We start from the raw sequence: 12244 nt of genomic DNA, 5'->3' as shown, positions 1-12244 counted from the left end.
CGCAGCATTCATCTGCGTCAGCCGTTTTTTTGTCGGTTTATCGCCTCGGGACATTCACAGAGCACCTCAGAACAGTCTTTGGTGCTGACGAGGTTTCGGCGATGCGGCTTTCCCGTCCCGGCGGGCAGCTCCCCTAGCGCACCCCGGCAATCATGGACAGGCCGCCAGCCTGCACATAGTTGAGCACCATCAGCAGCACCTGCAAACCGATCAGGGCAATCAACGCCGAAAAGTCCACATTGCCTATCAGGGGCACCACCTTGCGGATCGGTGCCACCAGCGGATCGGCCAGACGCTGCAGCACGCCGTAGATGGGCGAATAGGGCTGCACCCAGGACAGGATGGCGTAGATCAGCAAGATGCCCATCATGCCGGACAGAATGACCTTGATCAGCCCGCACAGCGCCAGCCACGGCAGCGCCAGAACCGAGCCCTTGGCACCCAGCAGCAGCCAGATCAGCAGCACCTGCGCCAGTTGCAGCAGCAAGGCCGCAATCAGACTGGACTTGTCCCAGCGGCCCTTGGCGGGAACGACCTTGCGCAACGGCATGACGATCCAGTCGCTCAGCGCAAAGACCAGTTGCCCCACGGGGTTGCCAAACGGCACACGCTGCGCCTGCATATACATGCGCAGCAGGCAGGCGCCGCTGATCAACCCGACGACGACATCCAGCAGAAACAAAACGATTTCAAACAGCATGTGACCCAATTCAGAAAACAGTGAGCAACTCACCCATTCGTGGGATGATAGCCGGGCACCATGACCGATACGCAAAGTCTGCATTCCCTGCCCCTGTTCCCGCTGAACACGGTGCTGTTTCCCGAAGGCCTGCTGAGTCTGCAGGTCTTCGAGGTGCGTTATCTGGACATGATCCGCAAATGCCAGCATGCCGACGCCCCTTTCGGCGTGGTGGCGCTGCAGACGGGTCAGGAGGTGCGCAAGGCCGGCGCCCAGACCGAGCGCCTGCACTCCGAAGGCGTGCTGGCCCGTATCGCCCGGCTCGACTCGCCCCAGCCCGGCCTGCTGCATCTGCAATGCAAGGGCACTCAGCGCTTTCACATCCAGCGCTGCTGGCAACTGCCGCATGGCCTGTGGGTGGCCGATGTCACCATGCTGCCCGACGACCCCAAAGTCACCGTTCCCAAGCATTTGCTCAGCACCTCCTATGCGCTGGCTCAGGCCTTGCTGAACCTGCACGACCACGACCCCGATCATGCTCAGTTGCCCACGCCGACGCAGATGCACGACTGCGCCTGGGTTGCCAATCGCTGGGCCGAGATGCTGCCCCTGCCGGTGCGGATCAAGCAGCAGCTGATGACGCTGGACGCCCCGCTGCTGCGGCTGGAGCTGATCGCCGATGTGCTGGAGCAAAGCGGCATTACCGGATCAGGCCCGCAGGAGGACGCCTGAATTTGGCTCCTTCCTTTAACGGCGGTGTAGAAACACTATTTTTTCGGCAGCATTCAGCTGGCTTGCCCGGCTGCAGTCTGGGCCATGGAGACGACATTCCGCAGTTCCTGCGAGAGCTTTGCCCGGTCGCTTACCGCTGACTCGGCAAAAAACTTAAAATCACCGGTTTCGGGCAGCGGCTATCCTTTCCGCGCCCCCATTCCTGGCCTCCAACCGGCGCTTGTCGCTGGCGCTCTCTTTTCATGACTGAACAAAACATCTCTTCTGCGGCAGAAAACACCGCCCCTCAGGACGAAAACAAACTCATCGCCGAGCGCCGCGAAAAACTCAAAGCCCTGCGCGAGTCCTCCAAGGCCAACGGCGGCGTTGCCTTCCCCAACGACTTCAAGCCCGAGCATCGCGCCGCAGCCCTGATCGCCGAGCACAGCGACAAGGATGCCGAAGCTCTGGACGCTGCAGCCGTTGCCGTCAGCGTGGCGGGCCGCATGATGCTCAAGCGCGTGATGGGCAAGGCCAGCTTTGCCACCGTACAGGACGCCACGGGTCGTATCCAGGCCTATGTCACCCGCGATGCCGTGGGTGAAGAGGTCTACGCCGACTTCAAGAAGTGGGATCTGGGCGACATCATCTCCGTCGAAGGCCAGTTGATGAAGACCAAGACCGGCGAGCTGTCGATCAAGGCCACGAAAATCCGTCTGCTCACCAAGAGCCTGCGCCCCATGCCCGACAAGTTCCACGGCATGGCCGACCTGGAGCAGAAGGTGCGCCAGCGCTATGTGGACCTGATGACCGACGAAGAAGCCCGCAAGCGCTTCGTGGCCCGCAGCAAGGCCGTGGCCGGCATCCGCGACTTCATGGTCGAGCACGGCTTCCTGGAAGTCGAGACCCCCATGCTGCACCCCATCCCCGGCGGTGCCAATGCCAAGCCCTTCATCACCCACCACAATGCGCTGGACCAGGAGATGTACCTGCGCATCGCGCCCGAGCTGTATCTCAAGCGCCTGATCGTCGGCGGCTTCGAGCGCGTGTTCGAGATCAACCGCAACTTCCGCAACGAAGGTATCTCGGTGCGCCACAACCCCGAGTTCACCATGATGGAGTTCTACGCGGCCTACTGGAACTACCAGGATCTGATGGACTACACCGAAAAGCTGATCCGCGACGCCGCCATCAAGGCCGTGGGCACGCTGGAACTGAGCTACGGCGGCAAGCCCGTGGACCTGGCCAAGCCCTTCGAGCGCCTGACCATCCCCGAAGCCATCGTCAAGTACACCGAAGCCGGCGACAACGTGGCCAACCGCGAGTGGCTGACCAATGCCCTGAAGAAGCTGGGCATGAAGGAAGACAAGGACAAGCTGTCCACCCGCACCCTGGCCAGCCTGCAGGTGCTGTATTTCGAAGAGGTGGTGGAAGAGAAGCTGTGGAACCCCACCTTCATCATGGAACACCCCACCGAGATCTCGCCGCTGGCGCGTGCCAACGACGAGCGTCCCGAAGTGACCGAGCGCTTCGAGCTCTACATCACCGGCCGCGAATTCGGCAACGGCTTCTCCGAGCTCAATGACGCAGAAGATCAAGCGGCCCGCTTCAATGCCCAGGTGGAAGCCAAGGACGGCGGCGACGACGAAGCCATGTACTTCGACCACGACTTTGTGCGTGCCCTCGAGTACGGCATGCCCCCCACCGGCGGCTGCGGTATCGGTATCGACCGCTTCATGATGCTGCTGACCGACAGCGCCAGCATCCGTGATGTGATTCTGTTCCCGGCTCTGCGCCGAGAACAGTGATGCACGGGGGCTGCTCCGCAGCCCTGCTGCCGACCGGCCGCTGCCGGCACCCATTGGCTAGGTGCCGGCAGCTTTTTTTTCGCGGCACCCGCACTCGGCCATAGGCCTAGGGCGTGTCATCAATCGCACTGACAGAAGCGTTGGAAGCTGGAGTAGAAATCAGCCAAGCCAATGAAACGCCGCTACGCTCTGCGAGACGACCAATGGGAACGCATTAAGGACTTGCTGCCCGGGCGGACCGGCCTTGCCGGAGCAACGGCGCGGGACAACCGTCTGTTCATTGACGCGGTGCTGTACCGCTATCGCGCAGGCATTCCCTGGCGTGACCTGCCCGAGCGCTTCGGGGACTTCCGGGTGGTGCACCTTCGCCACATGCGCTGGAGCCAAAGGGGGGCGCTCGCGCAAGCGATTGGACGCAGCCGAGGGGGCTTGAGCACCAAGATTCACGCTACGGTCGATGCTCTGGGCAACCCGACGGGGTTTCATCTGACGCCTGGACAGGCCAGTGACCTCGAAGGTGCGGATGCCTTGCTGTCGGGCAATGCGGCTCATACGCTCATTGCCGACAAGGCCTACGATGCTCACGAGCGGGTCGTGCGGCCACTGCTGGAGATGGGCAAGACAGTGGTCATTCCTTGCCTGCGCACCCGCAAGATCCAGCGTGACTACGACCGGCATCTGTACAAGGCACGGCACCTGATCGAAAACTTCTTTGCCCGCCTCAAGCAGTACCGAGCCATTGCCACGCGCTACGACAAAACCGCCGCAGCATTCCTGGGAGCCGTGCACTTGGTCGGCGCTATCACCTGGCTCAATTGATGACACGCCCTAGGCGGAGCGCATGTATGTCCGGCTCGATGTGGAACTAGCCTTGTGCGTGCAGGGGAATCCGGTGGTGCCTCTGACCGCCGAATGCCGTTACCGCAAGCTGTTCCTGCAAACGTCCCGAGCAGCCCGCCGATAGGACCGTTGGATCATCAGACGAACAGCGGGCTTAGCAGATGAGGTGCTTCATTCTTGATTAACCGGTATGTTCCCGGCCGAGCATGGCAAGTATCAAGCTGCTCAGCGCGAGGATCCCGCCGGCAACGGGAACTGCGTCATAGCCGAGATTCAGGCTGATGACACCACCACCAACCACCGCACCTACGGCATTGCCAAAGTTAAATGCGCCAGCATTGATTGACGCTGCAAGCCCTGGTGCCTCAGATGCCGATTGCATGACCCTGGTCTGCATGGGGGGGACGATGGCGAAGCTTGCGGCGCCCCATATCAGCAAAGCGAATGCAGTAAAGAGATGGTTTGGAAGTGCGAGCGGCATGGCGAGCATGATGACAACCAGCGTGCCGAGTATGATGCGCGTCGCCTTATCGATGGACCAGTCCGCGAGACGGCCACCGATCCCGTTTCCAATGGTAAATCCAACGCCGGTTAGAACAAGAGCGACGGTGATGAAGTATTTTGAGGCACCGGTAATATTGATCAGTATGGGAGCGATATAGGTATAGAGAGTAAACATCGCAGCGGACCCCGTCGCGGAGGTGGCAATCGCGATGAGCACTGATGGCCGGGCCAGAACGTGCAATTCTTGCCTGACATTGGGTACTTTTCCTGGGGCGCCCATTGGCAGCGTCAACCAGAGTGCCGCAATGGCGAGAAATCCCAGGCCGGCAGTGCCGGCAAATGCCCAGCGCCAGTTGATATATTGGCCAATCCAGGTTGCAGCAGGGACACCGCCGATATTCGCAATCGTTATTCCCATAAACATCATGGCAATTGCACTGGCTTTACGGTGTGGGGGGACCAGGCTCGCGGCCATGATAGAACCCAACCCGATGAATGCACCATGATTGAAGCTGGTCAGAAGCCTCGCGAGTAGCAGTGTCGTATAGCCGGGTGCCAATGCCGACAGCAGATTGCCGAGAGTAAAAATCACCATCGCAATCATCAAGGCAGTGCGCATTCTCAGGCGCATTAGCAGCAGGGTCATTATTGGGCCAGTCACCATAACGCCAATGGCGTACATGCTGACAATCTGCCCCGCCTTCGGAATCGATATCTGCAGGTCATCTGCGATAGACGGCAAAAAACCCATCGGCCCGAATTCCGTCGTTCCGATACCAAAGGTCGCGAACGCCAGCGCTATGAGAGGCCAACGGATACCGCCCCGGGATTTCTCATCATTTCCAGAAGCTACATCTTCTACTGATATTCCAGTTTCTCTCATGTCATGTTTTCTCTGTCGCAGGGGGCTGAGGTGTTTTTGATGGATGGGGGAATGTCATATCGATAAAAGTAAAACGCATATAGTGTTACGCTAGTGCATCCGTATGAACAATCCTGAAAAATGGAACTTAAGGTTCACATGGGCGAACAATTGTTGATTGACGATCTCAACCAGTTGCGTGTGTTCGCGGAAGTCGCGAGGGCCGCGGGCATCACAGGAGCGGCGAAGAGACTTGGCAAACCGAAGTCAACGGTCAGCCGCGACGTGGCGCGGCTGGAGAGCAGTTTGGGAACCCCCTTGCTTGCGCGCAACGGGCGACGGGTGGTACTGACCGAAGCCGGCGTGCTGTTTGCCGAGCGTGCCTTTCGGATACTGGCGGAAATCGATGAGGCAACCGATGCGGTGGCCAGCGCGACCGAAACTGCGCGCGGGGTGCTCACGGTGCAGGCTACCTACTGGCTGGGGCATTCGTTGCTTATTCCACTCCTCCCTAAATTCCTTACGCACTTTCCGAAGATTGACGTGGTTTTGGAATTGAAGGACTTCGCCAATCTTTCAACCCACGATTGGGATGTTCAGATCACGGCAGGAACACTGGCTGATTCGAGCTTTGCTGCCCGGCGAGTCGCAGAGATCAATCTGCGCCTGTATGCAAGTTCCGGGTACATTGCCCGATGCGGGACTCCGCAGTCGTTTGCCGATTTGATCAAACACGAAATCGTCGACAAGCATTGGGCAAACGGGACATCACCCTGGGTTAATTTCACGGGGATGCAACCGGCCGCCATCAAACCGAGATTGCTGGTTAATGACATGATTGCGATCCTGCATGCCGTTCGGGAAGGCGCGGGGATCGGGTGGATACCGTCCTTCTTCGCGGAGCAGGCAGAAGACGTCAATTCACTCATTCATATCCTGCCGGAATTCAAGGTTGAACCGATGCCGGTTTTCGCCATTTTTCCTCGCTGGCGAATCGTGAGTCCCAAGGTGCGGGCATTTGTCGATTTTGTTGCGGAATCGCTGGCCATCCAGGCACCGGTTTATCGCAGCCTAGTGAAATAGATTAAACGTCAGTCGACTGGCAAAGGCCTGGTAGGGTCACCAGGTTTGCTTTCAGACTCTGCTTCAGGCAGCCTGTTCGCGATGATTTGGGCTCAGGTATCCCAGGGGGCTTGCTGCCATCGTGCGGCCAGGAAATCGCTGAACGCGGTCAGGCGCCGCGGCACCGGTTCCCGGCGCGCTCGAACCAGGCTGATTTTGGAGGCCACACCCTCCCATTCGAGGAGCACGCGCACCAACTGGCCGCTACGCAGTTCGTCGTGTACGTCCCATGTCTCGCGCAGCGAAATCCCCAGGCCGGCCATGCACCATTCCCGCAATACCTCACCGTTGTCACTACAGAACGTTCCGTTGATGGTCACGGGTTTTTCGCGCCGGCCCTTGCGCAATGGCCAGGTGTTCTGCAGCAGCCCCGGATAGGCGAACATCAGGCAGTTCAGCCGCTCCAGGTCTTCAGGGCGTTGGGGGTGGCCTTGTGCTTCGAGGAAGGCCGGCAAAGCGACAAGGATGCATCGATTGTCCGCAACACGCCGGGCGAGCAGGCGCGAATCGGCGAGCTCTCCCATGCGGATAGCCAAATCGAAGTCACCGCTGTACAGGTCCTGTACCTGATCGGACAGGCGCAAATCAAAGCCGACCCGGGGGTGCAAGCGGCTGAACTCCGTGATCGCGGCTGCGACGTACTTCCTCCCAAACGGCGCTGGTGCCGTCAGGCGTATGTTGCCGGTCAACTCTTCGCTTCCACCGAGCGCAATTTCCTTGAGTTCCTCGAGGCCAGCAGCTCCTGTTTTTGCATTGCCATCGCAATGTGCTCTACCTCGTAAAAAAACTAAAACCATGGGTTTTGGCCTCTGGCAGCGCATTGACGATCCAGGGTCTGTTTCCTACGCTCACCAGCCTGCAGGCTGCGCCCATCCATGTCCGACAACCAGAACACCGCCGCAGCCGCACCGGCCGTACCCCAAGACGAAAACCAGCTGATCGCCGAGCGCCGCGAAAAGCTCAAGGCCCTGCGCGAGGCCCAGGCACAGGGCAAGGGCGTGGCCTTCCCCAACGACTTCAAGCCCGAGCACCGCGCGGCTGCGCTGCAGCAGGCCCATGGCGAGGCCTCGGCCGAAGCCCTGGATGCCGAGCCCATCGCCGTCAGCGTGGCCAGCCGCATGATGCTCAAGCGCGTGATGGGCAAGGCCAGCTTTGCCACGGTGCAAGATGCCTCCATGGGCCCCACCGGCGGCCGCATCCAGCTCTACGTGACGCGCGATGCCGTCGGCGAAGAAGCCTATGCCGACTTCAAGAAGTGGGACCTGGGCGACATCATCGGCGCCGAGGGCCTTCTGATGAAGACCAAGACCGGCGAGCTGTCAGTCAAGGTGACGCGGCTGCGCATGCTCACCAAGAGCCTGCGCCCCATGCCCGACAAGTTCCACGCCCACCGGCGGCTGCGGCATCGGCATCGACCGCCTGATGATGCTGCTGACCGACAGCACCAGCATCCGTGACGTGATTCTGTTCCCGGCTCTGCGCCGCGAGCAATAAGCCCGAAAATCGATAGCTGCCAGCGCTTGATGGGTGAGATTTTTAGGGTCTCTAGTCCCTAAAAATCAAGCTGAACAAGCGCTATGCGCTATCAAAGAATCAGCGAAGTGCAGGCTTTGCCCGGGTAGCGCCTGAAGCCGATCGGGTCAATCATGGCTTCTTGTCTACAAGGAGATCGCCATGTGTCGCTGGCTGGCCTATACGGGCAATCCTGTTTCCCTGGAAACAATGCTGTTCCACGCGCGCCATTCGCTGATCGACCAAAGCCTGCATTCGAGATTCGGAGCGACGACGACCAATGGCGATGGCTTCGGACTGGGCTGGTACCAGCATCCGCACGATATGCCCTTTCGCTATCGCAGCATCCAGCCGGCCTGGCACGATCACAACCTGCGCGAACTATCGCGTGCCGTGTCGGCGCCCATGTTTCTGGCGCATGTTCGCGCGGCAACGCATACGCCGGTGCAGGAGACCAACTGCCACCCCTTCCGCCACCGGCGCTGGATGTTCATGCACAACGGCATGATCGAGGACTTTCCCCTGGTACGGCGCGATCTGCTCGTGGCCATCGATCCGCAATTCTTCACCTCGCTGGAAGGCTCTACGGACTCGGAGACCATGTTCCTTCTGGCCATGAGTTTCGGGCTGGAGCACACTCCCGTGCCGGCCATTGCGCGCATGGCGGGCTTTGTGGAGGCCACGGCGCTCAGGCACGGAATAGCACACCCGCTGAGCATGACCGTGTGTGCCAGCGATGGCGAGCAACTGGTGGCCGTGCGCTACGCGAGCGAGGGCCAGTCGCCGCGCTCGCTCTATCACAGCACCTCCTTCAAGCATCTTCACGCGCTGTACCCCGACGACCCGCGCATCGCGGCCGTTGGTGACGATGCGTATCTGATCGTGTCCGAACCGCTGGTTGATCTGCCTCAGGCCTGGGCACAGGTGCCCGAGTCGACGGCGATCGTCGTGCGTGGCACGCAGATCGATTACCTGCCGTTCGCGCCCATTCAATCCTGAGAGCCTGCTCAGCCGCGCAAGCCAAGGCCCCACGCCGCGAACAGCAAGCCTCATCGCTTCCCGAACAATAGCAGCCGCCTTCACCAGCAAAGGCTGGCAGCTGTTTTCATATGTGATGCACAAAACAGGCTGGTCACGGCCCATGGCTATACTGGCTCACCATGCATATCCCTCAATACTGGGCACAAGCGCGGCTGCGCCATGCAACCGGCCAACGCCACGGCGCGACCGTCCAGCGTTGGGGCTGGTCCGACCACAGCCAGCAGGAAGCAGAGAACCATGCGCAGCAACGGGCCCAGGAAGCGCTGGACGCCGTGCTGGCCGCACCCGCCCAACGCCACCTCGATGCGGAGTTCGAGCGCATGGAGTGGCGTGGTGAATACGGGCTGGAGGGCGGCACGCCCATTCGCGAAGAGGTGCTGGAGCGGCGCGACGAATCCGTCATGACCCGCAACAGCTATGGCGCACATTGCCTGAACACAGAGAACGTGGCCATTGCCGACATCGACTTTCCGCGGCAGAAAAAGCCTGCCCGGTTCCCTATTATCTCGTCGCTGCTACTGGCGCTGGCCCTGCCCTGGCTGTGGGTGACCCCGCTGACCTGGAGTCTGGGTGCGGCACTGTTGATGCTGCTGGTAGCCAGCATCGGCCTGGTTTTCTGGTCGGGCCTGAAGCAATGGTTGCATGCCCGCCAGACGCTACGCGCCGAAGCCCTGCAGCCACCGCCCATCGATGCCGCGCTGGCAAAGGTTCAGGCTTTTGCAGCCGGGCACCCGGATTGGGGCCTGCGCGTCTACGAAACGCCCAAGGGCTTGCGCGTCATCGTCACTCACACCGAATTCAGTCCTTCCTGCGCAGAGGTTCAGAAGCTGTTCCAGCTGCTGGAAGTGGACCCGCTGTATGCCATGCTGTGCCATCAGCAGCAGTGCTTTCGCGCCCGCGTCAGCGGCAAACCCTGGCGCATGGGCCTGAATGGCCTGTCCACCCAGGAAAGACGCTGGCCCCAGCCTGAGGCCTCCCGAGCTGCACGCCAGCAATGGGTGTCGGCCTATGAGGCCAGATCGGCACGGTTTGCAGCCTGTCGCTTCATTGATCAGCTGGGCGCGACGACGCTGTGCTCGGCGGCACAGACTTTTGTCATCTGGCACGATGAAAGCAGCAAGGCGCACTCCACCCTGGAATTGGCCTGAGTATCTCCGTGACCATTCACAAAGCCTGTTGCTCAAAACCGGCGTATAAAGTAACAATATATTTCCCGGCACATGCCTGAACTACAGATGCGTCCGACCCTGATCTTCCTCCCATGACAGCTCTGCCATCTTCTGCATCAGCTTTGTCTGCCATCGAATCCAGCGGGGCACGGTTCTCGTCACCCGATTCTGCAACGCCGTTCTCCGTACTGGTCGTCGAGGATCAGGCAGTCATGCGAGCTGCTCTGGTGACCGAACTGCGCCAGGCCGGTGTGACACAAGTGCTGGAAGCCGAAAACGGCCGCACCGCGCTGGCACTGTTTCGCAGCGAAAGACCCGATCTGGTGCTGCTGGACATCCGCCTCCCCGGCGAAGACGGCTACTGGGTCGCGCGTCAGCTGCGCGAGGCCGAGCCCGGCGAGTGGACACCCATCATCTTTCTCTCCGGCCTGGACAACGATCTGGACGTCTGGCGCGGTATTGAGGCGGGCGGCGACGATTACCTAGTCAAACCCGTCAAACCCATTGTGCTGGTCGCCAAGCTGCGCGCCATGCGCCGCCTGCTGGACATGCGCCGTCGCCTGGTCACGGTCTCTGCAGAGCTGCATCTGGCGAATCAAAAGCTCAACGAAATGGTGGAGCTCGATGCGCTCACGGGTCTGGTCAATCGTCGAGGCCTCGATCGCATGCTGCATGCCGAAATTGCTGCGGCAAGGCGCGAGAGCAGGCCGCTGACGCTGATGCTTTGCGACCTCGATCACTTCAAGCACTTCAACGATACCTACGGCCATGTCCAGGGTGACGAATGCCTCAAGCAGGTCGGGCGTCTGCTGCGCGAAGTCTGCGTGCGCCCGCGCGACATCGCCGCACGTTATGGCGGTGAAGAGTTTGCCATGATCCTGCCCAATACCCCGCGCTCCGGCTCGATGACGTTCGCACGTGCTCTCGGCCAAATGCTCAAGTTCCTCAAGATTCGCCCGCCAGGAGCCACCGAGGATATTCCGCTGACCCTCTCCGGCGGGATTACCACCTGCATTCCCGACGAGCACACCAGCGCCGAGTCCATGCTGATGCGAGCCGACGAAGCCCTGTACGCGGCCAAGTCTCAAGGGCGCAACCGCTTCTTCAGCTTCGAGATGCAGATGGACACCATAGAGCAGAGACAGATCTAGTAGTTCGCCAGGCAGCGTTGCGGCTCTGGCTGCTGCGGCCTGGAGCCTGCAAGGTCGACACTTGTCAGCTCCGCTCTCAAGAGACGCTAGGATTGGCGCATTGTCCTGTCAGGCCCCTCGGGTCTGACCTCTGCCGTTTTTCTCGAGTGACTGGTTATGCGTCGTCTTCAAATGCACCTGCCCGATTGGATGCAGGACTGGCTTGAAATCCTGATTCCCGGGATTCAGATCTTTCTCATCATCCTGGTGGCCTGGCTGATCAACTGGCTCATCAAGCGCATCATCTCGCGCGCAGGCAAGGCCTATGACCTGCCGCATGAGCTGCTCATGCCGTTGCGCGGCGTGTTTCGCTGGATCATCATCGCCGCCGCCATACTAGCGATTCTGGAGCGCCTGGGCATGTCGGCCACCGTGCTCTGGACGGCCTTCACCGGCTTTGCCACCGTGGGCGCGGTTGCCTTCTTCGCGGCCTGGAGCGTGCTCTCCAACCTGTTCTGTGCGCTGCTGATCGTCACCGTCGGCCCATTCAGGCTGGGCGACTATATCGAGGTGCTCGACACCGCCGAGAAGCCCGGAGCCAAGGGCCGCGTGATCGACCTCAATATGCTCTACATCACCTTGCAGGATGACAGCGCACCGGCGGGCATGCCCAATCTGCTGCAGATTCCCAACTCCCTGATCTTCCAGCGCGTCATTCGCCGCTGGAAAGGCGGCATGCCGGTGGTGACGGAGAACACGCCGGCCACCAGCCAGGAAGAAGCCTGCGCCATGGCCATCACCACTCCCGGCAGCAGCGCCGCTGCCTCGGGCTGAGAGCGACCGATATCCGGCCTCATGCAAAAGGG

Annotated in this window: 12 protein-coding genes and 1 pseudogene; 10 read left to right on the top strand and 3 right to left on the bottom strand. The window is 60.6% G+C overall.

The window, feature by feature from the left end:
• Positions 1-133: 133 nt before the first annotated feature.
• Complete coding sequence (locus CTR2_RS05240) at positions 134-700, bottom strand: YggT family protein (RefSeq protein ID WP_046461217.1); 567 nt, start codon at positions 698-700, stop codon at positions 134-136.
• A gap of 60 nt (positions 701-760) precedes the next feature.
• Between CTR2_RS05240 and CTR2_RS05235 the strand changes: the two genes are divergently transcribed.
• The 3 genes from CTR2_RS05235 to CTR2_RS05225 all read left to right on the top strand — a co-directional run bounded on the left by CTR2_RS05235 (position 761) and on the right by CTR2_RS05225 (position 4017).
• Positions 761-1411 carry an LON peptidase substrate-binding domain-containing protein gene (locus CTR2_RS05235; RefSeq protein WP_087084807.1) on the top strand — a complete coding sequence of 217 codons (651 nt, stop codon included), beginning with the start codon at positions 761-763 and terminating at the stop codon, positions 1409-1411.
• A 242-nt stretch (positions 1412-1653) separates the two neighbouring features.
• Positions 1654-3198 carry a lysine--tRNA ligase gene (gene lysS, locus CTR2_RS05230; protein WP_087084808.1) on the top strand — a complete coding sequence of 515 codons (1545 nt, stop codon included), beginning with the start codon at positions 1654-1656 and terminating at the stop codon, positions 3196-3198.
• A 171-nt stretch (positions 3199-3369) separates the two neighbouring features.
• Positions 3370-4017 carry an IS5 family transposase gene (locus tag CTR2_RS05225; RefSeq protein WP_087084809.1) on the top strand — a complete coding sequence of 216 codons (648 nt, stop codon included), beginning with the start codon at positions 3370-3372 and terminating at the stop codon, positions 4015-4017.
• A 202-nt stretch (positions 4018-4219) separates the two neighbouring features.
• Here CTR2_RS05225 and CTR2_RS05220 read toward each other — a convergent pair whose 3' ends face one another.
• On the bottom strand, positions 4220-5425 hold the full coding sequence (locus tag CTR2_RS05220; RefSeq protein WP_087084810.1) for an MFS transporter: 1206 nt from the start codon (positions 5423-5425) through the stop codon (positions 4220-4222).
• Between the two features lie 138 nt (positions 5426-5563).
• Between CTR2_RS05220 and CTR2_RS05215 the strand changes: the two genes are divergently transcribed.
• The gene (locus tag CTR2_RS05215) at positions 5564-6487 is read left to right on the top strand and encodes a LysR family transcriptional regulator (RefSeq protein ID WP_310223189.1); all 924 of its coding nucleotides are present in this window, start codon (positions 5564-5566) and stop codon (positions 6485-6487) included.
• A gap of 92 nt (positions 6488-6579) precedes the next feature.
• Here the strand turns inward: CTR2_RS05215 and CTR2_RS05210 are convergent, their stop codons facing one another.
• Positions 6580-7323, bottom strand: coding sequence for a substrate binding domain-containing protein (locus CTR2_RS05210; RefSeq protein WP_254913437.1), 744 nt, complete (start codon positions 7321-7323; stop codon positions 6580-6582).
• A 78-nt stretch (positions 7324-7401) separates the two neighbouring features.
• Here CTR2_RS05210 and CTR2_RS05205 point away from each other — a divergent pair.
• The 6 genes and pseudogenes from CTR2_RS05205 to CTR2_RS05185 all read left to right on the top strand — a co-directional run.
• Positions 7402-7962 (top strand): annotated as a pseudogene (locus CTR2_RS05205) (OB-fold nucleic acid binding domain-containing protein); the annotation flags it as partial.
• Complete coding sequence (locus CTR2_RS27515; RefSeq protein ID WP_087085234.1) at positions 7949-8020, top strand: hypothetical protein; 72 nt, start codon at positions 7949-7951, stop codon at positions 8018-8020. The pseudogene CTR2_RS05205 and the gene CTR2_RS27515, both read left to right, overlap by 14 nt.
• Before the next feature lie 180 nt (positions 8021-8200).
• On the top strand, positions 8201-9037 hold the full coding sequence (locus CTR2_RS05200) for a class II glutamine amidotransferase (RefSeq protein WP_087084813.1): 837 nt from the start codon (positions 8201-8203) through the stop codon (positions 9035-9037).
• A gap of 161 nt (positions 9038-9198) precedes the next feature.
• Positions 9199-10227: a hypothetical protein gene (locus CTR2_RS05195; protein WP_087084814.1), complete on the top strand. Its 1029-nt coding sequence runs from the start codon at positions 9199-9201 to the stop codon at positions 10225-10227.
• Positions 10228-10340: 113 nt separating this feature from the next.
• Positions 10341-11399, top strand: coding sequence for a GGDEF domain-containing response regulator (locus CTR2_RS05190; protein WP_087084815.1), 1059 nt, complete (start codon positions 10341-10343; stop codon positions 11397-11399).
• A 156-nt stretch (positions 11400-11555) separates the two neighbouring features.
• A complete protein-coding gene (locus CTR2_RS05185) occupies positions 11556-12212 on the top strand; it encodes a mechanosensitive ion channel family protein (RefSeq protein ID WP_087084816.1) in 657 nt (218 codons plus the stop codon).
• Positions 12213-12244: the final 32 nt, after the last annotated feature.

It is taken from the genome of Comamonas thiooxydans, assembly GCF_002157685.2.
Classification (GTDB): domain Bacteria; phylum Pseudomonadota; class Gammaproteobacteria; order Burkholderiales; family Burkholderiaceae_C; genus Comamonas; species Comamonas testosteroni_H.
This window is presented reverse-complemented; position numbering and strand designations above follow the sequence as displayed.

Coding starts and splice junctions, on each gene's coding strand:
- CTR2_RS05240 (WP_046461217.1), bottom strand. CDS start 700: ATGCTGTTTGAAATCGTTTTGTTTCTGCTGGATGTCGTCGTCGGGTTG.
- CTR2_RS05235 (WP_087084807.1), top strand. CDS start 761: ATGACCGATACGCAAAGTCTGCATTCCCTGCCCCTGTTCCCGCTGAAC.
- lysS (WP_087084808.1), top strand. CDS start 1,654: ATGACTGAACAAAACATCTCTTCTGCGGCAGAAAACACCGCCCCTCAG.
- CTR2_RS05225 (WP_087084809.1), top strand. CDS start 3,370: ATGAAACGCCGCTACGCTCTGCGAGACGACCAATGGGAACGCATTAAG.
- CTR2_RS05220 (WP_087084810.1), bottom strand. CDS start 5,425: ATGAGAGAAACTGGAATATCAGTAGAAGATGTAGCTTCTGGAAATGAT.
- CTR2_RS05215 (WP_310223189.1), top strand. CDS start 5,564: ATGGGCGAACAATTGTTGATTGACGATCTCAACCAGTTGCGTGTGTTC.
- CTR2_RS05210 (WP_254913437.1), bottom strand. CDS start 7,323: ATGGTTTTAGTTTTTTTACGAGGTAGAGCACATTGCGATGGCAATGCA.
- CTR2_RS05200 (WP_087084813.1), top strand. CDS start 8,201: ATGTGTCGCTGGCTGGCCTATACGGGCAATCCTGTTTCCCTGGAAACA.
- CTR2_RS05195 (WP_087084814.1), top strand. CDS start 9,199: ATGCATATCCCTCAATACTGGGCACAAGCGCGGCTGCGCCATGCAACC.
- CTR2_RS05190 (WP_087084815.1), top strand. CDS start 10,341: ATGACAGCTCTGCCATCTTCTGCATCAGCTTTGTCTGCCATCGAATCC.
- CTR2_RS05185 (WP_087084816.1), top strand. CDS start 11,556: ATGCGTCGTCTTCAAATGCACCTGCCCGATTGGATGCAGGACTGGCTT.